This window comes from Dongia sp. P2_B8 (genome assembly GCF_056404715.1).
Map to the genome: position 1 here is coordinate 1,193,058 of NZ_JBFUDM010000003.1, position 22,276 is coordinate 1,215,333.

At 61.2% G+C, this 22,276-nt stretch carries 19 protein-coding genes and 1 riboswitch; of the genes, 6 read left to right on the forward strand and 13 right to left on the reverse strand.

From position 1 onward, the window contains the following. Nucleotides 1–84 precede the first annotated feature (84 nt). Nucleotides 85–978 (reverse strand): LysR family transcriptional regulator, encoded by an 894-nt coding sequence (locus tag AC1DWZ_RS13150; RefSeq protein ID WP_477169347.1) that lies wholly within the window; start codon nt 976–978, stop codon nt 85–87. Between the two features lie 103 nt (nt 979–1,081). On the opposite strand from AC1DWZ_RS13150, the gene AC1DWZ_RS13155 reads away from it, so the two are divergent. Next, nucleotides 1,082–1,912: an oxidoreductase gene (locus tag AC1DWZ_RS13155; RefSeq protein ID WP_477169348.1), complete on the forward strand. Its 831-nt coding sequence runs from the start codon at nt 1,082–1,084 to the stop codon at nt 1,910–1,912. Nucleotides 1,913–2,155: 243 nt separating this feature from the next. Here the strand turns inward: AC1DWZ_RS13155 and AC1DWZ_RS13160 are convergent, their stop codons facing one another. The 7 genes from AC1DWZ_RS13160 to AC1DWZ_RS13190 form a co-directional block, all read right to left on the reverse strand. After that, nucleotides 2,156–3,832, reverse strand: a complete 1,677-nt coding sequence (locus AC1DWZ_RS13160; RefSeq protein WP_477169349.1) for an acyl-CoA dehydrogenase family protein — start codon at nt 3,830–3,832, stop codon at nt 2,156–2,158. Next, nucleotides 3,832–5,154 carry a crotonyl-CoA carboxylase/reductase gene (ccrA, locus tag AC1DWZ_RS13165; RefSeq protein ID WP_477169350.1) on the reverse strand — a complete coding sequence of 441 codons (1,323 nt, stop codon included), beginning with the start codon at nt 5,152–5,154 and terminating at the stop codon, nt 3,832–3,834. The genes AC1DWZ_RS13160 and ccrA overlap by 1 nt, the downstream gene beginning before the upstream one ends. A gap of 327 nt (nt 5,155–5,481) precedes the next feature. Then, nucleotides 5,482–5,904: a hypothetical protein gene (locus AC1DWZ_RS13170; protein ID WP_477169351.1), complete on the reverse strand. Its 423-nt coding sequence runs from the start codon at nt 5,902–5,904 to the stop codon at nt 5,482–5,484. A 31-nt stretch (nt 5,905–5,935) separates the two neighbouring features. After that, on the reverse strand, nt 5,936–6,412 hold the full coding sequence (locus AC1DWZ_RS13175) for a hypothetical protein (RefSeq protein ID WP_477169352.1): 477 nt from the start codon (nt 6,410–6,412) through the stop codon (nt 5,936–5,938). Nucleotides 6,413–6,466: 54 nt separating this feature from the next. Further along, complete coding sequence (locus tag AC1DWZ_RS13180) at nt 6,467–7,546, reverse strand: M48 family metallopeptidase (protein WP_477169353.1); 1,080 nt, start codon at nt 7,544–7,546, stop codon at nt 6,467–6,469. Between the two features lie 149 nt (nt 7,547–7,695). Next, the gene (locus AC1DWZ_RS13185) at nt 7,696–8,865 is read right to left on the reverse strand and encodes a YjgN family protein (protein ID WP_477169354.1); all 1,170 of its coding nucleotides are present in this window, start codon (nt 8,863–8,865) and stop codon (nt 7,696–7,698) included. 30 nt (nt 8,866–8,895) lie between these two features. Then, a complete protein-coding gene (locus tag AC1DWZ_RS13190; RefSeq protein ID WP_477169355.1) occupies nt 8,896–10,053 on the reverse strand; it encodes a YjgN family protein in 1,158 nt (385 codons plus the stop codon). Nucleotides 10,054–10,210: 157 nt separating this feature from the next. Then, nucleotides 10,211–10,285: riboswitch (SAM riboswitch) on the forward strand. 90 nt (nt 10,286–10,375) lie between these two features. Between AC1DWZ_RS13190 and metZ the strand changes: the two genes are divergently transcribed. From metZ to bluB, 4 genes are all read left to right on the forward strand, one after another. Beyond that, nucleotides 10,376–11,572: an O-succinylhomoserine sulfhydrylase gene (gene metZ / locus AC1DWZ_RS13195; protein WP_477169356.1), complete on the forward strand. Its 1,197-nt coding sequence runs from the start codon at nt 10,376–10,378 to the stop codon at nt 11,570–11,572. Between the two features lie 130 nt (nt 11,573–11,702). Next, entirely contained in the window at nt 11,703–12,113 is a 411-nt protein-coding gene (locus tag AC1DWZ_RS13200; RefSeq protein WP_477169357.1) for a GFA family protein, read from the forward strand. Nucleotides 12,114–12,229: 116 nt separating this feature from the next. Next, nucleotides 12,230–14,215 (forward strand): methylmalonyl-CoA mutase family protein, encoded by a 1,986-nt coding sequence (locus AC1DWZ_RS13205; protein WP_477169358.1) that lies wholly within the window; start codon nt 12,230–12,232, stop codon nt 14,213–14,215. Beyond that, nucleotides 14,212–14,850 carry a 5,6-dimethylbenzimidazole synthase gene (gene bluB, locus AC1DWZ_RS13210; RefSeq protein WP_477169359.1) on the forward strand — a complete coding sequence of 213 codons (639 nt, stop codon included), beginning with the start codon at nt 14,212–14,214 and terminating at the stop codon, nt 14,848–14,850. Before AC1DWZ_RS13205 ends, bluB begins: the two co-directional genes overlap by 4 nt. A 3-nt stretch (nt 14,851–14,853) precedes the next feature. Here bluB and AC1DWZ_RS13215 read toward each other — a convergent pair whose 3' ends face one another. Then, entirely contained in the window at nt 14,854–15,549 is a 696-nt protein-coding gene (locus AC1DWZ_RS13215) for a retropepsin-like aspartic protease family protein (protein ID WP_477169360.1), read from the reverse strand. A 225-nt stretch (nt 15,550–15,774) separates the two neighbouring features. Then, nucleotides 15,775–17,517, reverse strand: a complete 1,743-nt coding sequence (locus AC1DWZ_RS13220) for a vWA domain-containing protein (protein ID WP_477169361.1) — start codon at nt 17,515–17,517, stop codon at nt 15,775–15,777. Nucleotides 17,518–17,762: 245 nt separating this feature from the next. On the opposite strand from AC1DWZ_RS13220, the gene AC1DWZ_RS13225 reads away from it, so the two are divergent. After that, nucleotides 17,763–18,071: an EthD family reductase gene (locus AC1DWZ_RS13225; RefSeq protein WP_477169362.1), complete on the forward strand. Its 309-nt coding sequence runs from the start codon at nt 17,763–17,765 to the stop codon at nt 18,069–18,071. Between the two features lie 91 nt (nt 18,072–18,162). Here AC1DWZ_RS13225 and AC1DWZ_RS13230 read toward each other — a convergent pair whose 3' ends face one another. Genes AC1DWZ_RS13230 through AC1DWZ_RS13240 form a run of 3 tightly spaced genes read right to left on the reverse strand, consistent with a single transcriptional unit; the run spans nt 18,163 to nt 22,186 of the window. Continuing rightward, a complete protein-coding gene (locus tag AC1DWZ_RS13230) occupies nt 18,163–19,593 on the reverse strand; it encodes an FGGY family carbohydrate kinase (RefSeq protein ID WP_477169363.1) in 1,431 nt (476 codons plus the stop codon). An 11-nt stretch (nt 19,594–19,604) separates the two neighbouring features. After that, nucleotides 19,605–20,822, reverse strand: coding sequence for an NAD(P)/FAD-dependent oxidoreductase (locus tag AC1DWZ_RS13235; protein WP_477169364.1), 1,218 nt, complete (start codon nt 20,820–20,822; stop codon nt 19,605–19,607). Beyond that, the gene (locus AC1DWZ_RS13240) at nt 20,819–22,186 is read right to left on the reverse strand and encodes an FAD-dependent oxidoreductase (protein WP_477169365.1); all 1,368 of its coding nucleotides are present in this window, start codon (nt 22,184–22,186) and stop codon (nt 20,819–20,821) included. Before AC1DWZ_RS13240 ends, AC1DWZ_RS13235 begins: the two co-directional genes overlap by 4 nt. Nucleotides 22,187–22,276: the final 90 nt, after the last annotated feature.

A 22,276-nucleotide genomic window follows, 5' to 3' on the forward strand; every position in this document is an offset into this window, starting at 1 on the left:
ATGTGGTGGTCTCGTTTGTTGGCCGCCGTCTTCGCATCTGCACCCAGCAATCTTGCCAATCGATGTTCGCTTAGGCCGTCGACGTCAATCATCCCGCATTTTGACAAAGTCGATGAATGCCCGGAGCGCCCCTGGCACCTGTCGGCGGCTCGGGTAATAGAGGAAGAATCCGGGATAGTAGGGACACCAATCCTCCAGCACCCGGATGAGGCGCCCGCTTGCCACTTGTTCTGCGACGGCCCCTTCGAAGGTGTAGCCGATACCACTGCCGGCCAGTGCAGCATCGAGGATCAGATCCTGTTCGGTGAGGGTGAGGGGACCGTTCACCTCGATTCCGATTTCCTGGCCACCCCGTTCGAACTCCCAGCGGTAATTGACGCCGCTGGCAAAGCGCAGGCGGATGCAGGGGAGTTGCAGCAGATCCCGCGGCTGCTGGGGCCTGGGATGTTTCTCGAAGAATGCCGTAGATGCCACCACCGCCGAGCGCTGCCTTGGGCCGAGCGGGATGGCGATCATGTCGGCGGCGATGACCTCGCCAAAGCGCACGCCGGCATCGAAACCGGCGGAAACCACGTCGATCATGGCAGCGTCGATGCCGATCTCGACATTGATGCCGGGATAGGCGGCGAGGAAGCGGGTGACGATCGGCAGCAACACCAGCCGCGCTGAAGGGAGCGCTGCATTGATACGCAAGGTGCCGATTGGCGTATCGCGGAAGGTGTTGAGATCCTCCAGCGCATCGCCAATGTCGCGGAAGGCGGGCTTGATGCGCTGGAACAGCCGCTCCCCGGCCTCGGTGAGTGCCACGCTCCGCGTGGTCCGGTTGAGGAGGCGCAGGCCCAGCCGTTCCTCGATCGCACGCAGCGAATGGCTGAGGGCCGAGGCCGTGACACCCAGTTCAATGGACGCCTTCCGGAAGCTGCGATGCGCGGCAACCGCCAGAAAGACCGCCAGATCTGCCGGATCGATGCGTTTCATTAATGAACTAATCTCAGTAGTTTACTGTAGAAATACGATATTATTTCACCAGATGCAAAGATTTAGGTTTGCTCCATCAACAACCCCAATGATGGAGGACATCATGAAAGTCTGGTTCATTACCGGCGCATCCCGCGGTTTCGGCGCCTTGATCACCCAGGAAGCCCTGGCTGCCGGCGATGCGGTCGTCGCCACCGCACGGGACCCCAAGACCATCACCGACAAGATCGGCGAACACCCCAATGTACTGGCCGTGCGCCTCGACGTGACACAGGAAGCGCAGGCCCAAGAGGCCGTCCGGGCAGCGGTGAAGCGCTTCGGGCGCATCGACATCCTCTTGAACAATGCCGGCTATGGCCTGTTGGGTGCAGTTGAGGAATCGAGTGCCTCGGAAGTCGAGCGCATGTTCCAGACCAATGTGTTCGGCGTGCTCAACGTGACACGCGCTGTCCTGCCGGAAATGCGCCGGCAGCGCACGGGCCATGTCATCAACATCTCATCGATTGGCGGATATGCCGCCTATCAGGGCTGGGGTGCTTACGGTGCCACCAAATTCGCGATCGAGGGTATTACTGAAGCACTGGCGCTTGAGCTGAAGCCGCTCGGCATCAAGGCGACCGTGGTCGAGCCCGGCTTCTTCCGTACCGACTTCCTCGACGATCAGTCGCTGGTGAAGACCAAGATCGAGATCGAGGACTATGCCGAGACAGTGGGCGCCATGCGTATCTTCGCGGCCGGTGCCAATCACGCACAACCCGGCGATCCGGCAAAACTCGCCAAGGGCATGATCAAGCTTGCCCATGCCGACAACCCGCCGCTGCGCATGCCGTTCGGCAGCGACACGCTGGCCCGGATCGCGCAGAAGAATGCGCATGTCGCTGGCGAAGTGTCGGCGTGGCGGGAGTTGGCGGTTTCGACGGATTTTGCGGAGTAGGGGCGCTACCCTATCGTCATCCCCGCGAAGGCGAGGATCCACGAGTCGTTTTCTTCAGTCGTCAGCAAACTCGTGGGTAGTCCGCTGCAGCCGACGAATGTCGGCCTTCGCCGACGATGGACCATGACGATAAACATCAATGTCGTCATCCTCGGGCTTGACCCGGAGATCCACTTTTGCAGCAGAGAGTGGATGCCCGGGTCAAGCCCGGGCATGACGACTATTTTTGAATGACGAGAATGGTTAGTTCCGCCCGCTCAGCAATCCGCGCGCTACAACTTGCGCCTGGATCTCTGCAGCACCTTCGAAGATGTTGAGGATGCGGGCGTCGCAGAGGACGCGGCTGACTTTGTATTCCTGGGCGTAGCCGTTGCCGCCGTGGATCTGGAGGGCGTTGTCGGCATTGGACCAGGCGATGCGGGCACCGAGCAGTTTCGCCATGCCGGCCGGGATGTCACAGCGGCGATCGCTGTCTTTTTCGCGGGCGGCGAAATAAGAGAGCTGCCTTGCCATCATGGTTTCGACCGCCATCCAGGCGAGCTTGCCATGGATGCGGGGGAAAGCGTAGATCGCCTGGCCAAACTGCACGCGTTCGCGGGCGTATTTGAGGCCGAGTTCCATGGCGCATTGCGCGACACCGACGGCACGGGCCGCGGTCTGGATGCGCGCGGATTCGAACGTCGCCATCAGCTGCTTGAAGCCTTCACCTTCGGCACCGCCCAGCAGATTCTTTGCCTTCACCTCGAAGCCGTCGAAGGCGAGTTCATATTCCTTCATGCCACGATAACCGAGGACACCGATCTCGCCACCACTCATGCCCTTGGCGGGGAAGGGATCGGTCGTCGTCCCGCGCGGCTTTTCCGCAAGGAACATGGAGAGGCCGCGATAGTCGGTCGAATTTGGATCCGTGCGCGCCAGCAGAGTCATCACGTCGGTGCGGCTGGCATGGGTGATCCAGGTCTTGTTGCCGGTCACGCGATAGACGTCGCCGTCCTTTGTTGCGCGCGTCCGCAAGGAGCCGAGGTCCGAGCCGGTATTGGGTTCGGTGAAGACAGCGGTCGGCAGGATCTCGCCGCTGGCGATCTTGGGAAGCCATTGCTGCTTCTGCTGCTCGGTGCCACCGAGGCGAATGAGCTCGGCGGCGATCTCCGAGCGCGTGCCGAGTGAGCCCAGGCCGATATAACCGCGCGAAAGCTCTTCGGTCACCACGCACATCGCGAGCTTGCCCATGCCAGAGCCGCCGAATTCTTCCGGTACGGTGAGCCCGAAGACGCCCATCTCGGCCAGTTGCTGGATGACCTCCAGCGGAATGAGTTCATCCTTGAGATGCCACTGATGCGCCGCTTCCACATGATCGGCGGCGAAGGCATGGAACTGGTCGCGGACGATGGTAAGCGATTCATCGTCAAGTGCCGCTTCCCCAAAATCGCCATCGGCGATGAGGTGGGCGAGGCGTGCGCGCGCTTCGGCCGAATTGCCATGGGCCACGAGCAGTTCGGCGGCATCAAGCGGTCGCGCCGCCACGGCATCGAGACCGAGGTCGGTGAGGCGCACGATTTCGCCCTGGCTCATGGGCCAGCCGCCCTTGATCTGGGCCAGATACTCGCCAAAGCCGATTTGGAGGATGAGCTGTTCACGCTCGCCCAGGCGGTTGCTTTTCTCCAGGCGGCTGGCCCAGGCCAGCAATTGCTCGAGCGCCGTCACATAGGTGGCAAGCCACGCATAGCCATGGGCTGCGAACTGATGGGCATCGAGTGCCTTCGCGTCGACGCGGCCACCAGCAGTGACATTGGCCGAGATACGCGCGCGCACCGATTCCAGCACCGTCTGTGCCGCGGTAAGGCCGGCAGCGCAGCAGGCAAGCAGATCCGCAAGGTGCGGCGAGAGCGCCGTCCCTTCGACACGCAGGGTGGAGGACATCACTCCTCCATGCAGTCTTCGAGGGTGCGACGGCCGGGACGCTTGGCCTGCACGAGGACCGCCATGTTGCCGGGCTTGTGCTTGTTCTGCCACATCTTGGTATGAGCGGCCGGGATGTCTTCCCAGGAGAACACTTCCGACATGCAAGGATCGATGCGGCGTTCGACGACCAAATGATTGGCCTGGCTCGCCTGCAGCAGGTTGGCGAAGTGGCTGCCCTGAATGCGCTTCTGGCGCATCCAGACAAAGCGGGCATCGAAGGTGATGTTGTAGCCGGTGGTGCCGGCGCAGAACACGACCATGCCGCCGCGCTTCACGACGAAGCAGGAGACCGGGAAGGTCTGCTCGCCGGGATGCTCGAAGACGAAATCGACGTCGACGCCCTTGCCGGTGATGTCCCAGATCGCCTTGCCGAAGGCACGGCACTTTTTCATATACTCGTTATAGCCCGCGGTATCGTCGATGTCGGGGCACTGACCCCAGCAATCGAAATCGTTGCGGTTGATGACGCCCTTGGCGCCGAGCGACATGACGAAGTCGCGCTTCGATTCATCGGAGATGATGCCGATGGGGTTGGCGCCGGCGGTAGCACAGAGCTGCACGGCCATCGAGCCGAGGCCGCCCGAGGCGCCCCAGATGAGCACGTTATGGCCGGGGCGCAGGATGTGCGGGCGATGGCCGAACAGCATGCGATAGGCGGTGGCGAGGGTCAGCGTATAGCAGGCGCTCTCTTCCCAGGTGAGGTGCTTTGCACGCGGCATGAGCTGCCGGCCCTGCACCTTGCAGAATTGTGCGAACGATCCGTCCGGTGTTTCGTAACCCCAGATGCGCTGGCTAGGTGAGAACATCGGATCGCCGCCATTGCATTCCTCGTCATCGCCATCGTCCTGATTGCAATGCACGACGACTTCATCGCCGACCTTCCAGCGCTTCACCTTGGAGCCCACGGCCCAGACGATGCCGGCGGCGTCCGATCCCGCGATGTGATATTCGGCCTTGTGCACGTCGAAGGGCGAGATCGGCTTCCCCAGGCCCGCCCAGACGCCGTTGTAGTTCACGCCGGCCGCCATCACCATGACGATGACCTCGTCCTGGTCCGGATGCGGCGTCTCGACGGCCTCGACCAGCATCGCTTGTTCCGGCGGCCCATGGCGGTCGCGGCGGATGGCCCAGGCATACATCTGCGGCGGCAGATACCCCAGGGGCGGGATCTCGCCGATCTCGTAGATGTTCTTGCCGGTGAGGGGGGCGGCCTTTGGCGCCGCCGCCTCCTTGCTGTCGGCCTTGGTCTCAATCGCCACAATCTTCGCCGTCTCACTCATGGTTGCTTCCCATCCTTGCGGTTACGCGGGCCGACACCTCTTTCACGCGGGCGCCTTAGCCAATGCAGCATCAACACCAGTCTGCCTTCGCGGTTGCAGCAGCGTCAAGGGGTGGGCGATAGAAAAAGTCTTTGACGGGGAAAAATCAGCACATATATGGCGCCAAATTGGAATAAATGGCTAATTATATTGCGAACTTAGTATGTGCATCGCGAAACGGAGAAGACAGCGCTGTCACGGGCGGCTCACGCGAGTTCGAGGACTACGGGCGACAAACTCGTGGGTGGTCGGCCTTCGCCGACCATGACGGCCGGGCGGAGATGCACCTCATCCACCGGCGAACGACTGCCAGCTCTCAGCAAGCAAGTGCCATGCGGCCCATATACCGTAGCCAATGAGGCCGAGAACTATGGCGATTCCCACCTTGACCGGATCATGCCCCTCGCTGTGCATCGGCAGGAGGCGGGCCAAGAAGTACATCACTTTGCTGCGCCGAAGGGCAGGTGCCTTCGCCACCAAAGTCGCAGAGGATGCATCGTCAAAGATCCTCAGTGTCAGGATCTCATCATGAGCAAGCCGGACTTCTATGCCATCAGCCAGGTCGCTTGGCACACGGGAAAGAGCCATGTAGGGCCAGACAGCTATCGGTTCATCATTCGCACTGGCAATTTCAATCCCAGCTTTTGCAAATGTGAGGCGAACCTCACGTCCGGAACCGCGCATGCTGTTGAAGAGGATGGCGCTGGTCATGGTCTGGCAGCGCATGTCAGCACGCCGCCATTCACCAAAAGACCGACAAGGCTATGCCGATCACGACAACAACGAGAATGCCCAGGCGTGTTGCATTGTCGTGCATGAGATGGCGATAACTATCCTGCTGTACTTGCGAACCGGTCCAGAGGGAGCGCCATCGGTTAAGCGATAGGGATTGCCACATCTTCTCGTGCGCCTTCCAGTCGCGCGTAAGATCTGGCACCAGCTCGCGCCGTACTGCAATGCCCGGGGCGCGCTCTGCGAGGTTGTCGTAGAGAAAGGTACTGTCGAGTTTGAGTTCGTGAAACGGCGCCGATTTATGTCGGATGGTCTGCGACAGATAGCTGTTGGGGCCAGGGCTTTCGACTTCGGCCACGGGCCAGTACAGGATTTTGTCTTGCCCCATCACTCTAACTTCAAGAGTCGACTCAACAAGGTTGATCTGCGCCGAACTCTTCTTGCCTGACTGAGTGTCTGTGAACGTGGCAGTTGCCCGTGTCGTCATTCCGATCGCCCTCAATGGGGTTGCGCAATATGATCGAGATCACTGCGGAGTCTTTCACTTCGTCTTGCAGATCTGCTTCACCTTCTGCCAGTCGGCGTCGGTCATGGCGCTGTTGCCGGTGCTGTCGGCCTTGGTGTAGTCGGCGCGTTCGGAGAGGCCGGGGTGGCTTTGCAACCAGTCGGGGATGAGTCCTTCGCCGCTTTTCTTGCTGTCCTCTTCCATCACCTTGAAGAAAGCGGCCATGCCATCGGCGCGGAGGCCGGCTGTCTTCAGGAGTTCGAGGCCACGGACATCGGCTTCATGTTCCATCTTGCGTGAATAGGAAAGGACCGTCACCAGCGTCGCCAGATCGCCGGCGCTGGAGCCACCTAAGATGATGCTGACGGTAGCACTGATGCCGAGATTGCTGATGGCCCCTTGCGTGGGATGGCGCAGGTCGAGATGTCCCAATTCATGCGCCACGACGCCGGACAGCATGTCGGGTGAGGTCGAAAGATCGATGAGACCGCTGGTCACCAGCACGTGATCCCCCGGCAAGGCCAGCGCATTTGGCAGCTTGATGTCAATGACGTCGATGGTGACGCCATCCTGCTTGAGGGCGGAATCCTTCTTGAGATTGGCAGGCGCGAGGCGATCCACCAAGGCGCGCATCGCTGCCTTGCCGTCAGGATTCTCGCAGACGGTGAGATTCTTGGTGAGGGCCTTGTAGATATGGGCGCCGAGGCGCTGTTCCCAGATTTTCGGGACGAATTGCGCAAGATAGGCGCTGCCGTCCCGCCAGCCGAAATAAGTGCCGGTGGCAATAAGCAGGCCGGCCAATGTCCAGGCGCCGCCGACTGACCAGCCACGCTTGATGGCGCGGGTCTTCCAGTCGCGCAGATGCGGGTGTGCGGCGAGCAATGCCTGGCGCTGCTGCGAATCGAGGAGAACAAGGCGCGGCACCGGGTCGCTGACGCGGCCGAAATTGATGGCTCCGGTCACCTTGTTGGCGTCGATGACGCGCATGTCGGCAACCGGCCAGCGCGCCAGTTCCGCGATCTCCATGGTCGAGATGACGAGGTTCTTGCCGGTCAACGCGATCAGGGCACGGTGAGCGGTGGCGGTATGGCCATCGTAATAGCGATCTTCGGGCAAGATAATCCTCTTATCTCATCTAAATCCATCTCCCCTTCAGGGGGAGGTTAGGTGGGGCCCGTGGGTGACGATTATGCGAGATCGAAACTGAATGCGCTCCCCATCCCGGCCCTCCCCCTTAAGGGAGAGGGCGTATTCCTCGTAGCCTCCTACATTATCCCCGGATCGAACGCTTCCAACAGGCCTTCGCCAAATTTCGGCCGGGGCAGATCGGCGTGTGTGATCTCGGAGCCGTCGATTTCGCCGATCACCTCGATATTTCGTGTCAGGAACAACATGGTGCGGTGGATGGCGATCGGCAAGCCCAAGCCGAGGGTAAAGACGATGATCAGCAGATTGACGAGATAGCGGCCGATAAACCGCCCGATGGTCAGAGAGGTTGCAAAGCGCAAACCGCCCAGGCTCAGCTTATTGGCGACTTCCCGCAGCAAAGCGACGTAGTAGGCCGCGTACGCCAGAATGGAGACCACGATAATGGCGAGGTAGCCGCCCAGGACAATGGTATAGAGGGCTGCGAACGCTGCGCCGTATTCGTCCATATGCTCTCGGTCTTCGGGATTTTCGATAGGCGTGAATATTTCCCGCAGCGCATCGCCATAATTTGTCATCAGATAATTGTAGCCGAAATATCCAACGATGCCCGTGACGGCAAAGAAGGTGATCGTGCCAAGAATGTAGGGGATGTAGAGCGTGCGGGACGAGGTTTCGATGCTCGCTTTCGCGTCGCCAAAATATGAATTGTTGAGGCGGTCGTCGAGGAGACGCATTTGCGTCCAGGGCCAGGCCAGAGTCAAAGAGAGCAGAGAGAGGATTGAGAACCACAGGCCTTTGAAGCCCCACGTCCACGCCGAACCGGTCATGCCGCCACGGATGCCGCGCCAAAGTGTGCGAGTCAGTCGATAGCGCTGTGCCGCATATTGGGCGACGAAGGTCAGATAGAGAATGACGATACCCAGGCCGTATTTTGGGACGATGAGGAACGGAGATTCCGGCCCGACGGCAACGCTAAGGGCGGTAATGGCGATCAAGCCGATGACGTAAACCACCATGACGATGATGAAGCCGATAAACAGTTCGCCACCGGTGCCGGTATATTCGAAGCGGTCGCCGCTCAAGGACGTATGTGCCCAAAGATAGCGACGCACGCGTGTCTTGCCCCAGAAGCGCCAGATGCTGAGGGTTATGAACATCAGCAGAATGTTCTTGATGAAAATCCAATAGAGTTGGCCAAGGCGCCCGTCATAGACGAAACGAGTCCGTACTTCCACGCCTGTGGCGCGGCCGAAAGAGGCTTGTGTCGTGCTCAGATCGTCGGTCAAGGTATCGTCCTCGCTTATATTGTCGGTTGATCAGAGAATGCCGGGATCGAGTGCTTCGAGCAAACCTTCGCTGGCTTTCGGCATGACATCGGTGGCCTGTTTGAGTGCGGCGGTATCAATGCTGCCGAAGATGCCGATATTGTTGGCCGTGAATTTGATCCAGCGATGAATGACCAGTGGCCAGGCGAGGCCCAACGATCCAACCAGCAGGATGACGGCCGAGCCCAGCTGCAAGGTCATGGCCAGCGGCGTGACAGCGCTGGTGAAGCTCAACTGACCAACGCGCAGGTCACCCATTTGCAGATGGTTGAAGAATTCCTGCTGCATGTTGGCGAAGTAGACGGCGAAGGTGATGGGCACGAGGATCAGGATCGTGACGCCCGCGCAGAGCAGGGTGAGGGCCTCCAGCATGGTCTGGTCCAGCGGCAGATGCGAGATCTTGTCGATCGCCGGATCAAGGCCCGACTGTGTCGCGCCGAGCAACGCGCTGCCCAGCATGAATGACCAGAAGCAGACGCTGCGGCCGCCGCCAAGGTAAGCGCGCATGTTGCCGAGCCGGCTTGCAGCAACGCGGCGGTCAAGACATGACATGCGCCACCATGGGACCAGGAGGCCGATGGCGGCAGCTGGGATAAAGAGCGCGCCGGTCTTGAAAGCGTAGGCCCAGGCGGAACCGTCCATGCCGCCGCGGATGCCGCACCAGGCCGTGCGGGTGAGGCGATAGCGTTGCGCAGCAAATTGTGCCGCGAGGTATAGCAGGCCGAAACTCGCGAGGCTCGCCACCCAAGCTGCGATGCCGATGGGCGTTTCCAGATCAAGAATCTCAGGCAGGAAATGGTTGACCGCCAGCAGGATCGCGACAAAGCCGATGGTTTTCAAAAAGCCGATCAGTAGTTCGCGGCCAGTGCCCAGATATTCCAGCCGTTCGCCCAGCACAGTCGTGTGTGACCAGAGGTACCGGCGAATCTCGGTCTTGCCCCAGAAGCGATAGAAGCCGAGGGTCAAGAGCGACAGGCCGAGATTGATATAAAAGAGCCGGGCGAGTTCGCTCAATGCTCCGTCATATTGCACGCGCTGGATGGCGGGCAGGCTGCTGACGTCGACACGGTGGGGCTTTGCAAGAATTGCCGGCGGTGAGGCTGCCACCCGCAAAGACGGATCGGCGGCAAACGACTGGTCGATAGGCAAATGATTTCCCCACTCATTGCATTGCAGCGAAAGATAGCAAAAGTAAGTTTGGTGCTCAAGTGTGCCAGTGATGAACAGGGATGAGCGGATTGTGCGCCCCCCGCTTGACAGGCGGGCCTCAGTCATGGCTTAACATCGGCCGACGCTCGGTAATATGGCCGGGCTCCGTGGTGATTTGTGCCGGATTGCGGCCACGTTAAATCAAACGCTAAAAGGTCCAGGACAGCGCCCAAGGGCGCCCGAGCCTCGGCCTTATCGGTCGGGGTTTTTTATTGCCCGCATGCCAGTGATGGTGCGCGGGCCAGTCCAGGACGAGGCGATCATGACGGTGACACGGAATATCAAGGCCAGTTGGAACGCGGCCACGAAGCTGGTGCATGCGGGCCAGACGCGCAGCCAGTTCAAGGAGACGTCGGAGACGATCTACATGACCTCCGGCTATGTCTATGAGACGGCGGAGGAGGCGGAGGCTGCTTTCGACAACAGTCAGCCGCGCTTTGTCTATTCGCGTTTCGGCAATCCCACCGTGGCGATGTTCGAGCAGCGCATGGCGGCGATCGAAGGCGCGGAAGCGGCGCGCGCCACCTCATCCGGCATGGCGGCGGTGTTCGCGTCGTTGGCCAGCCTGGTGAAGGCCGGCGACCGCATCGTGGCGTCTGATGCCTTGTTCGGCTCGTGCCAGTTCATTCTTGCCGAAATACTCCCGAAATGGGGCGTGGTGACCGAATTCGTCGATGGCCGCGATCTTGAGCAATGGAAACAGGCGCTGAGCAAGCCGACCAAGGCCGTGTTCCTTGAGACGCCAAGCAATCCGGGCCTGCGCCTCGTCGATCTGAAGGCGGTTGCCGACCTTGCGCACAAGGCCGGTGCCACTGTGGTGGTCGACAACGTGTTCGCCACACCCTTGCTGCAGCAGCCGCTGCAACTGGGTGCCGATGTCGTGGTCTATTCGGCGACCAAGCATATCGATGGGCAGGGGCGGTGCCTGGGCGGCATTGTGCTGGGCTCCGAGAAGTACATCAACGAGACGCTGCAGCCCTTCATCCGCCATACCGGGCCGAGCTTGAGCCCGATGAATGCCTGGATCCTGCTCAAGGGTCTGGAGACGCTGGACCTGCGCGTCGCCAAGCAGAGTGAGAGCTCGCTCAAGATCGCCCGGGCGCTCAAGGGCCATGGCAAGTTGGCGCAGGTGAACTATCCGACGCTCGAAGGGTTCCCGCAATATGAGCTCGCCAAGCGGCAGATGAGTGCTGGCGGCACGATGCTGTCGCTTAGCCTTGCCGGCGGGAAGGCTGCGGCGTTCAAATTCCTGAATGCGTTGGAGCTGGTGCTGATCTCCAACAATCTCGGTGATTCCAAATCGCTGGCGACGCATCCGGCGACCACCACGCATCAGCGGCTCACCGTGGAGCAGCGCGCGAAACAGGGGATCGACGAGGGGCTTATCCGCCTCTCCGTGGGGCTTGAGCATGCGGACGATCTTGCCGATGATGTGCTCAATGCGTTGAAGGCAGTGTAGAGCTTCTCCCTTTCCCTTCAGGGGGAGGGCCAGGGTGGGGGCCGGTTTCGGTCCCGTTCTGCCACAATTCTCGCCTATGCCCCCACCCTAACCCTCCCCTTGAAAGGAGAGGGGATTGGACGGAGATGTAATGATATCTGGCATCTTTCTCACCGGCCATTGCCTGTGCGGCGCCTTTCGGTATCGCATCGATCCTGCGGGCGCTGTCGTCGATTATTGTCATTGCAAGATGTGCCAGCGCTGGAGCGGGGCGCCGGTGACGGCCTGGGCACAGGTGCCGGTGCGGCAGTTTGAGATCCTGCACGGCACGGCCAGGGGCTTTCAATCATCGCCCCTTTATCAGCGGCATTTCTGCGTCGATTGCGGATCGTCTGTATACATGAGCGGCGGCGATACCATCGGTATCCTGCTGGGAACGCTGGACGATGCATCCGGCCTCATTCCGACCGGGCACGGCTGGACGTCCGATCGCGTGTCCTGGCTGAAGATCGATGACGGTCTACCGCACTGGGCGAAAGACGCGCCTCACGACCACCAATAGCCACGATCGCTAATAATATTACAAATAAATGCCGCCTTTCGGCCTGATCTTGCGCCTTCCCCCGAAATCCCTCTATATTGCGGCGCACAAAAGACCTGAACTGGGCGGGGAGCGGCATGAGCAAATCGGCGAACAAGGAACAGCCCTGGCTGTTTCGGACCTATTCGGGCCATTCCTCGGCCACGGCCTCCAACGAACTCTACCGCACCAACCTCAAGCGCGGGCAGACGGGGCTCAGCGTTGCCTTCGATCTGCCGACCCAGACCGGCTACGATTCCGACCACCCACTGGCCAAGGGTGAGGTCGGCAAGGTTGGTGTGCCGATCAGCCATCTTGGTGACATGGTGGCGCTGTTCGACGGCCTGCCCTTGGCCGAGATGAACACCTCGATGACCATCAACGCGACCGCCCCCTGGCTGCTGGCGCTGTATATCGCGGCGGCCGAAAAGCAGGGGACAGCGCGCGGCGTGCTGCAGGGGACGGTGCAGAACGACATCATCAAAGAATATCTCTCGCGCGGGACCTATATCTTCCCGCCGGAACCCTCGCTGCGGCTGATCACGGATGTCATCAGCTTCACCTATCGCGAGGTGCCGAAATGGAATCCCACCAATGTCTGTTCCTATCATCTGCAGGAAGCCGGGGCGACGCCGGTGCAGGAGCTGGCCTATGCACTAGCGACGGCGGTTGCCGTTCTCGATCATGTGAAAGCGAGCGGGCAGGTGCCGGCAGCAGATTTCCCGCAAGTGGTGGGGCGCATTAGCTTCTTCGTCAATGCAGGCCTCAGGTTCATCACCGAGATCTGCAAGATGCGCGCCTTCACGGAGTTATGGGACGAGATCTGCCGCGAGCGTTATGGCGTTGCGGACGCAAAGCTCAGGCGCTTCCGCTATGGCGTGCAGGTGAACAGTCTCGGCCTCACCGAGCAGCAGCCGGAGAATAATGTCTATCGCATTCTCCTGGAGATGCTGGCTGTGACGCTCTCCAAAAATGCGCGCGCCCGCGCCGTGCAATTGCCGGCCTGGAACGAGGCCTTGGGCCTGCCGCGGCCGTGGGATCAGCAATGGTCGCTGCGGCTGCAGCAGATCGTGGCTTATGAGACGGATCTCCTTGAATTCGGCGACATCTTCGATGGATCGGTCGAGATCACGCGCAAGGTGGACGCGCTGAAGAAGGAAGCGCTGGAAGAATTGGCGCGCATCGATGCCATGGGTGGCGCGGTCGCTGCCGTGGAATCGAGCTATATGAAACAGCGCCTGGTGGAATCGAATGCGCGCCGTTTAGGCGCCATCGAGACCGGCGATCAGGTGGTGGTCGGTGTCAACCGCTATACCGAGAGTGCCCCATCGCCCTTGTTGACCGGCAGCGACGGCGGATTCCTGGCCATCGACGACAAGGCGGAAGCCGAACAGGTGACGGCACTCAAGGCTTGGCGCGCTGCGCGTGACAATGCGGCGGCGGCAAAGGCGGTGGCGGTGCTTGAGGCCGATGCGCGGTCGGGGCGCAATATCATGGAGGCGTCGATCGCCTGTGCCCATGCCGGCTGCACGACCGGCGAATGGGGCGAGGCACTGCGCCGCGTGTTCGGCGAGTTCCGGGCGCCGACTGGGGTGGCGCGGGCCAGCATCAACCAGGACAGCGTCGCCATCGAGAATGTGCGCAAACAGGTCGATGCGGCGAGCAAGCGATTGGGCCGGCGCATCAAGATCCTGGTCGGCAAGCCCGGCCTCGACGGCCACTCCAACGGTGCCGAGCAGATTGCAGTGCGGGCGCGCGATGCCGGCATGGAGGTGGTTTATGAAGGCATCCGCCTGACCCCGGCACAAATTGTCAATGCGGCGCTCGAGGAAAGTGTCCATGTGGTGGGACTTTCGATCCTCTCCGGCTCGCATATCGCCCTGGTTGGCGAGGTGATGGAGCGGATGCGGACGCTGGGTCTTACTGATGTGCCGGTGGTGGTGGGCGGCATCATTCCGCCGGAGGATGCAAAAAGGCTGCTGGAATTCGGCGTGGCGCGGGTCTATACGCCCAAGGACTACGATCTCAACGCCATCATGGCGGGGATCGTTTCCCTTCTAGACCAGCAATCGCAGGCGGCATGACGGAACATTCATTCGGGGCGGCGTTCCAGGCGGAATTCGAAGAACTGTTGGCCTGGCGCCGTGACGTGCGCCATTTCAAGACCGATCCGGTGCCGGCCGATCAGGTCGACCATCTGCTCGACCTCACCAGCCTGTCGCCGTCGGTCGGCAACGCCCAGCCCTGGCGCTTCGTCAGCGTCGATGACGTGGCGCGGCGGGCAGCGATCATCGCCAATTTCCAGCAAGCCAATGAAGCCGCCTTGTCGTGCTATGACGGCGAGCGCGCCGAGCTCTATGCGCGGTTGAAGCTGGCGGGCCTTCGGGAAGCGCCACGCCATTTTGCCGTCTTTTGCGACGAGGCGACGGCGCAAGGGGCCGGTCTCGGACGCCTCACCATGCCGGAGACGTTGCGCTATTCGGCAGTGCTGGCCATTCATACACTGTGGCTGGCGGCACGCTCCAAGGGGCTGGGCCTGGGGTGGGTGTCGATCATCAATCCCGCGCAGGCGACAGCAGCCTTGGACGTACCGGTGGGATGGTCCTTCGTCGCTTATCTGTGCCTGGGCTTTCCGGCAGGCGATCACCTGGAGCCGGAACTGCAGCGTAAAGGCTGGCAGTCGCGTGAAGCCGTGTGCCGGCAGGTGCTGCAGCGGTGAGCGCTATTGCTCAAGCGTGATGCGCTCGCCCTCGACGTGCCAGGACTTCAACCGCCGCAGGAATTCCATGCCGAGCAGAGAATCTGACATGTCGACCTCATTAACCGTGGCTGGCAGGTTGTGGACGATTATGTTGCCGAGGCGAAACTCGGCAATGACGATGGGAGCGCCCCGAACATAACCGTTGGCGGTCTCCGCAACCTGCGAGAAGGTCAGCTCATTAAGGTCATAGCCGAGACGTTCGGCAGCATTGGGAGTCAGCACGACTTCAGTGGCGCCAGTATCGATGGTGAAGCCGAGCGTTACGCCGTCAGCGATACCACGGACCTGATAGTGACCGTTTTCCGATACCGGATAGCTCATGATCCGATCGCCTTCGGTGCGACCATCGAGCGGCATCAGTTCCGCCGTGAAGCGATTGCCGAGCATGCCAAATTCGCCGCGGAAGGAATAGACCAGGATGAGACCGGCAAAGAGTGCCACCCAGATCGCAAGCTGCGCCAAGGTGCGATGGGTATCGTAGCGGAGCCGTGCGAAGAAGCCGCCGCCGACGGCCGCCAGCACGCAAAGCAGATAGATCAGCCGCATGCGGTTGTCTTCGTTGCCGAGCGTGTCGGGATAATGTTGGGCGAGAAAATACACAAGGACGATACCGACGACGCCGATCAACGCCCAGAATTGCCAGCTTATGTTTCGCATGAGCCCACGGTACCGTAATTTAGTTATGCGCGCCTAACGTGTGTTTGTTCTCTATTTGATCTTATTGCGATGATGGTGTCTAGGGGTATTTTTTGCGTCTCTATTCAGTTGTCATCCCCGGGCGAGGACCCGGGGATCCACTGCGGCAGTTGAGAGTGTGGGTGCCCGGCCGTTCTCGATTCAAGAGTTGGCCCGGGCATGACGACTAGTAACAAGGGACGCTCGTTACGACCCGCCCATGGCCTTGGTCAGTTCGACGAGTTCGATGAACTCGGCGCGGGCGCCACTTTCGTCTTCGCCACGGCCATCGCGGGCGAGGCTGGCGATCTGGGCGAGATCGAATTGGCCGAGACGTTCGCCGCCTTTGAGATACTGGCCGAAGGCCGCGACAGCGGCGGCGAATTTGTCGTCGGCATTGGGTGCTGTGGCGCGGGTTAGCCAGGCACTGGGCAGCGGCGTTTCGATGAGCTGCGAGACGTCGCCTTCCGGTGCCTTGTAGCGCAGACGCAAAAGTGCGAACTCATCGGCCCTGGTGTCCCGGTCGGTGCCGGCCGTGGGGACGGCACCTTCATCCTGATAGCGTAGCGGATCGACGCTGAGGCCCTTCGAGCCCACGAGGGCGATTTCATAGAGGGCCGTCACCGTGTGACCTGCGCCGATCTCGCCGGCATCCTTCTTGTCGTTATTGAAATCCTCACGGTTGAGGGCGCGGTTCTCATAGCCGATCAAGCGGTACTCGGCGACGATGGCGGGGTTGAATTCCACCTGGACCTTCACGTCCTTGGCGATGGTCTGCATGTTGCCCTGCAAACCGTCGACCAGCAGGCGCTTGGCTTCCTTGAGCGAGTCGACATAGCCATAGTTGCCATTGCCGACATCGGCCGCCTGTTCCATCAGCGCATCGTTGTAATTGCCTTCGCCGAAGCCGAGCGTGCTCAAAGAGATGCCGGATTTGCGGTTCTCCTCGATCATCGTTTTCAACTGGTCGATGTCCGTGACGCCGACATTGAAATCACCGTCGGTCGCCAGGAAGATGCGGTTGATGCCGTCGCCAATTTTGGCTTCGCGTGCCTTGGCGTAGGCAAGCTGGATGCCTTCGCCACCGGCAGTGCTGCCGCCGGCTTCCAAACCGTCGATGGCGGCGCGGATCTTTTCCTTTTCCTGGCCGGACGTCGGCTCCAGCACCAGGCCAGCAGCACCGGCATAGGTGACGATGGTGACTTTGTCATCAGGCTCCAGCTGATCGACCAGCATTTTCATACCACTCTTCAAGAGTGGCAGTTTGTCGGAATCCTGCATTGAGCCGGAAACGTCGATGAGGAAGACGAGATTGGCGGCCGGCCGGTGATCGCGCGCTGGCTCATAGCCCTTGATCGCAACGCGCAGCAGCTTGGTGTTGGGGTTCCACGGTGTCGTCATGACGTCGGCGTCGGCGCGGAAGGGAATGCTCTCGTCCCTTGGGCCCTTATAATCATAGGTGAAGTAATTGAGCATCTCCTCGACGCGCACCGCGTCGGCAGGTGGCTTCTGCCCGTTCATCAGGAAGCGGCGCAGATTGGCGTAGGAGCCGGTGTCGACATCGATGGCGAAGGTCGAGACCGGCGCCTCGGCGACACGTTTGATCGGGCTATCGTCGGTGTGGGCGTAGTTTTCGGTGTTCTGCTGCGGCACAGCATACGGTGTGACCGGCGTAGCGCCTGCGAATCCGCCGTTGAAGTCTTGCGGTGTACCTGGCACCGCAGCGCCCTGAATGCCGAGCACATCTGACTCGGCCGACAGTTTGGATTGCTGCGCAGGCGCAGATTCGGTTGTTGTTGCAGTGGCAGCAGCTCCCGTGCCGACAGTCGCTTCCGATCTCGTCGTAGAAGTTGACCCTGCTCCCGCGGTCTGTTTTGGCTCGCCATTGCAGGCAGAGAGAATGAGTGTCGCTGAGAGCAGAATTTGGCCCAGCAGAAGTTGTTTGCGCATGATGGCGCCCCTTTCCGTCGATGTCCCCCGGTCGTGAGGATCGGTGGCGACAAGGGCGAAAGCAGGACCGGATTGTGGCGAAATCGGGGTATGCGGCTGCTTGCCAACGAATGCATGTTTTCAACGAATGGCGGGAGACTTGGCCATTGGGATGAATTTGCCGGTGTACCGGTCGCCGTCCGATTGACGAGGTGACGCGGAAGTGCAAGCTGGAAAAATCTAAAAAAATATTCGGGAGGAACGACATGGCTAGATTGGTTGTGATGTATAAAACGCCAACGGACACCAGCGCGTTCGACAAATACTATGCCCAGACGCACATACCGATCGCCAAGAAAGTGCCGGGGCTGCGCAAGTATGAGATCAGTCAGGGAGCGGTGGTGACGCCCGCCGGGCCCGCCGGATATCATCTGGTTGCCGTGTTGCATTTTGATGATCTGGCGGCACTCCAACAAGGTTTAGCGAGCCCGGCCGGGCAAACCGCCGTAGACGATCTTGGGAAATTTGCGACAGGCGGCGTCGACATCTACATGTTTGAAAATCGCGACGCGTAGTTTTTGGTGATGAGGGCCGTCAACGAACTTGATCGTGCCGCCCTCTCACCCTAACCCTCTCCCGCGGGGGTGAGAGTATTGTTGGTTGACGTCACCGCCAATTCCGACTGCGTCCGACGGCTGTGCGGAATTTCATACGATGTTCGTCGGGGAGTTTGTTCTGTGCGGCAAGGCGCGCTTTGGGTGCCGGTGACGGCGGCAGGGTTTCCAGTGTCGCCAAGCCAGCGCCTATCAACGCCAGTTGGGCGGTGCCGAGGCCGGTGAGTTCGGTGCTGGCGGGGATCACGATCTCGCGCTCGAGGACATTGGCGACAAAGCTGGCGAAGTAAGCATTCTTGGCAAGACCGCCGTCGATCGAGATGCGCCCGCCGATGGGGGCAAGGCGGGCCATGGCCTGGATGACTTCGCCTGCGCGCAAGGCGACACCTTCGAGCAGTGCCTGCATCATGTCGGCTTTGCTGGTGTCGAGGCCGAGGCCCAGCCATAGGCCGGCAGCTGAACGATCCCAATAGGGGCAGCCCAAACCGCTGAGCGCCGGCACGAAGGCAAGATTGCGCGAGATGGCGCTCTCGGCCTCGAACGCATCGATCTCGGCATAGTCGGCAAAAAGGCCGAGGCTGCGTGCCCAATTGACGGCGGAGGCAGCATTGTAGACGCCGCCGTCGAGAGCGTAGGCCGGCTCTGCCTGCCCAAGGCGCCAGGCGATGGTCGGCAGCAGGCCGCTCGCCACATCGCGCAAGGGTCTTGTGCCGGTGACACATAGAGCGAAGGCGCCGGTGCCGAAGGTGATCTTGGCATCGCCTGCCTTGCGGCAGCCATGACCGAACAACGCTGCCTGCTGGTCAACGACATTGGCCGTGATTGGAGCCTTGCCGACGGTGCCGAAATCATCGGTGGTGGCGCGGATCTCCGGCAGGCAGTCGATGGGCACGCCGAAAAGGTCGCATAGCGCAGGGTCCCATTGCAGCGTTTCCAAATTCATCAGGCTGGTGCGTGAGGCGGTGGTGACGTCGGTTGCAAACACGCCAACGAGGCGGTCGAGGAAGAAACTGTCGCTGGTGCCCAGGCGCAGGCGGCCTTGCTTATGAAGCTGCTTGGCGTCGTCGACATGGTCGAGGAGCCAGCGCAGTTTGCTGGCTGAGAAATAGGGGTCGAGCGGCAAACCTGCACGGGCCAATGTTGTCTCCTCATGGCCTTCCTGCTTCAGTCGGTCAATCACGTCATTGGTGCGGGCATCCTGCCAGACAATGGCATTGTAGATCGGGCGTTTGGTGCGGGCGTCCCACGCGACGACCGTTTCACCCTGGTTGGCGATGCCGATCGCCTTGACGCTCGTGGTGCTTCCCAGGCAGGAATCGAGATGGCGGATCAATTCGGCCGGATCATGTTCGACCCAGCCGGGCTGCGGCAGGATCTGGCGATGCTCGAAGCTTTCGAGCGTTTGAAAGCGGCCATCGGTATAGAGGCGATGGAGCTTGGTGCCGGTGGTGCCCTGGTCGATGGCGAGGACGAAATCGGACATGGTTGATGGGGTCACTTGCGCGGTTGTAGATCGACGGTGAGATGATGCACGCCGCTGAGGTCGATCGCCGGCACGCGCCAGGCGATGCGCCGTTCAGGCAGCACGCGGATCGGGCGCGACCAGATCTCGCGGCCATCGGCAATGACGCGCAACGTGCCCGTAGTGGCAACGCCCGCCCGCGCCTTGAATAAGAGCGGGTCATAGGGGCCGCGGCCGGTCAGGCGCTGCGGATAGACGTAACTCAAGGCGCCAGTGGCCTCAATGCGGATAGGTGCCGTGGGTGGTGCCAGCTTGTCGCCGAGTGCTGCGTGGATGGCGTGGGCGGCGGACTTGCCTTCGCGGTAGCATTGGCCTGCGGTCTCGACGCCGCGCAGCAGATTGCCGCTGGCGAAATAGCTGGCATCGGTGCAGCGATAGAACTGGTCGATGACGGGACCGCGGGTGCCGGGATCGATCTCAAGATGGCTTTGCGTGAGAAGGGCCGTCTCCGGGCGGAACTGGCCGGTGAAGATGATGCCGTCGCACTCCAGAGACCTTGCCTGGCCGCGGCGCTGGAAGCTCAGGGCCTCAACCAGGTCGGTGCCGATGATTTTGAGATCGGTGCAGCCGGTCAGGACTGGCACGCCGAAGCCGATGCGCGCTACCCAATCGCCGGGCCGCCGGGCGGTGATGCGCGCGCGCTCCTCGATCATGGCCACCGGCTTCACGCCGACATGGCTCAAGGTGAGGAGTGTCGAGAAAGCGACCAACTCCGAACCGATGATGAGCGGCCGCCGGAAGGGTGCCTTGCCATGGAGATAGACGAATTGCTGCAGGGCGCCGGTGGTCATGACACCCCAGGGCCGCGTGCCGGAGATGAGCCTTGCGCTGCGAGGTGTTTCGCGCGCACCCATTGCGAGGAGGACTTTGTGCGCCTGCAAATTCTCAGGTCCACTGGGGCCGGTCACCTGCAGGCGGCCGTTGGGTTCCAGCTTGAGGACGGTCTGGCCGAGGCGGAGATCGAGATCGCTCACGCGGTCGACCAATCGCCTGGCGAAATCGGGTCCGGTCATCAGGCGTCCGAATTGCAGCAGGCCATAGCCGGTATGGCCACAATGGCGCGGGATGCCACCACCTTGCGGCTCGCGGTCGATAATGACGACGTCCCGGACACCGAGGCGCTTCAGCTCTGCGGCGGCGGAGAGGCCGGCAGGTCCGGCGCCCAGGATGATCACGTCATGAGTTCTCACGACGCGGCCTCGTGCGCCAGTTTATCCTCTGCCAGCGCCATGACATGGGCGCTGCAATAGAAGCCCTGGCAGCGCCCCATCATGGCGCGGGTGCGGCGCTTCAAGCCGCCGATATCGCCGGCCGGCAAGGGGCCGGTGAGGGCGTTTTCGATCTCGGCCCTCGTCACCAGTTCGCAATGGCACACGATTTCGGTCGCGAGTGGTTCCTGATAGGGGCGAATGTTCTCTTCGCATAGATTGGGCATTGGCGTTGAGATGGGAGCAGCCTCGATGAGAGGTCCGAAGCTCGCGGCATAGAGGTCAGCCACATGCCGTGCGATCCCCAGGGCGCCTGTGAGACCGGTCGAGCGGATGCCGGCCACGGTGATCCAGCGCCGGTCCGGCTGCGCCATGATCTGGTAGTCCTTGAACTGGGTTGCTGGCCGCAGTCCGGCGTAGATCGCTGTGACATCGACATTGGCAAGGCCCGGCAGCATCTCGGCACCGCGCGCGACCAGTTGCTGGAGTGCCGCCTGGTCGACCTCGGCATGGATGCGGTCTTCCTGGTCTTCCGCGGTGGGACCGACCAGCACATTGCCGAAGGCGGTGCGGCAGATGACGATGCCCTTGGTGCGCTCGGTCGGCACCGGCAGGATGATTGCTTTGAGAAGCCGCGCTGCCGGCTTGTCGAAGACGACGAACTGACCTTTGCGCGGCGTGATCTTGAAGGGCGCGGGACGGTTGATCGCCTCGACGATGTCGCCCTGATTGCCGGCGGCATTAATGACAAGATCGGCCGTTACCTCGCCCTGATTGGTGTCGAGGTGCCAGATGCCATCGAAATGGCCGCTCACCACCCGGCAGTTGCGCAGAATGACGCCGCCATGGGCGAGCCCCTGATGGGCATAGGCCAAAGGCGCCGACCAAGGGTCGATGATATGTTCGCCCGGCACATGTACACCGCCCAGCGCCTTAGGTGAAAGCAAGGGCTCCAGGCGGCGCAGGGCATCGCGGTCGATGCGGGCGACATCGGTCACCTGGTTGTCATGGGCCTTGGCGACAATGTCGTCGAGCTTTCCTAACTCCTCCTCGTTCCAGGCCACGACCACGGCGCCGGATTTCACCAACGGCAGACCCAATTGCTGGCGGATCTCGAGATATTCGCGGTAACCTTGCTGCATGCAACTGAGCTCCAGCGACCCATGCGGAGCGTCGAAGCCGGTATGAAGGAGGGCGCTATTGCCCTTGGAAGCACCGGAGAGCAGATCGCGCCCGGCCTCCAGCAGCACGGGCTTGAGGCCGCACATGGCGAGACGCCGGAAGATGGCGCAACCGACCACCCCGCCACCAATGACGACAACTTGCGTATGATTGGTATCGGCCAAAATTCATCGTCCCCTGATGAAGGCCGAGTGTGCCACGGTTAGGAAAATAAATCACGCGTGGCGGTGGGGTGACGCTTGATTGCCAGGCTT

Coding starts and splice junctions, on each gene's coding strand:
- AC1DWZ_RS13150 (WP_477169347.1), bottom strand. CDS start 978: ATGAAACGCATCGATCCGGCAGATCTGGCGGTCTTTCTGGCGGTTGCC.
- AC1DWZ_RS13155 (WP_477169348.1), top strand. CDS start 1,082: ATGAAAGTCTGGTTCATTACCGGCGCATCCCGCGGTTTCGGCGCCTTG.
- AC1DWZ_RS13160 (WP_477169349.1), bottom strand. CDS start 3,832: ATGTCCTCCACCCTGCGTGTCGAAGGGACGGCGCTCTCGCCGCACCTT.
- ccrA (WP_477169350.1), bottom strand. CDS start 5,154: ATGAGTGAGACGGCGAAGATTGTGGCGATTGAGACCAAGGCCGACAGC.
- AC1DWZ_RS13170 (WP_477169351.1), bottom strand. CDS start 5,904: ATGACCAGCGCCATCCTCTTCAACAGCATGCGCGGTTCCGGACGTGAG.
- AC1DWZ_RS13175 (WP_477169352.1), bottom strand. CDS start 6,412: ATGACGACACGGGCAACTGCCACGTTCACAGACACTCAGTCAGGCAAG.
- metZ (WP_477169356.1), top strand. CDS start 10,376: ATGACGGTGACACGGAATATCAAGGCCAGTTGGAACGCGGCCACGAAG.
- AC1DWZ_RS13200 (WP_477169357.1), top strand. CDS start 11,703: ATGATATCTGGCATCTTTCTCACCGGCCATTGCCTGTGCGGCGCCTTT.
- AC1DWZ_RS13205 (WP_477169358.1), top strand. CDS start 12,230: ATGAGCAAATCGGCGAACAAGGAACAGCCCTGGCTGTTTCGGACCTAT.
- bluB (WP_477169359.1), top strand. CDS start 14,212: ATGACGGAACATTCATTCGGGGCGGCGTTCCAGGCGGAATTCGAAGAA.
- AC1DWZ_RS13215 (WP_477169360.1), bottom strand. CDS start 15,549: ATGCGAAACATAAGCTGGCAATTCTGGGCGTTGATCGGCGTCGTCGGT.
- AC1DWZ_RS13220 (WP_477169361.1), bottom strand. CDS start 17,517: ATGCGCAAACAACTTCTGCTGGGCCAAATTCTGCTCTCAGCGACACTC.
- AC1DWZ_RS13225 (WP_477169362.1), top strand. CDS start 17,763: ATGGCTAGATTGGTTGTGATGTATAAAACGCCAACGGACACCAGCGCG.
- AC1DWZ_RS13230 (WP_477169363.1), bottom strand. CDS start 19,593: ATGTCCGATTTCGTCCTCGCCATCGACCAGGGCACCACCGGCACCAAG.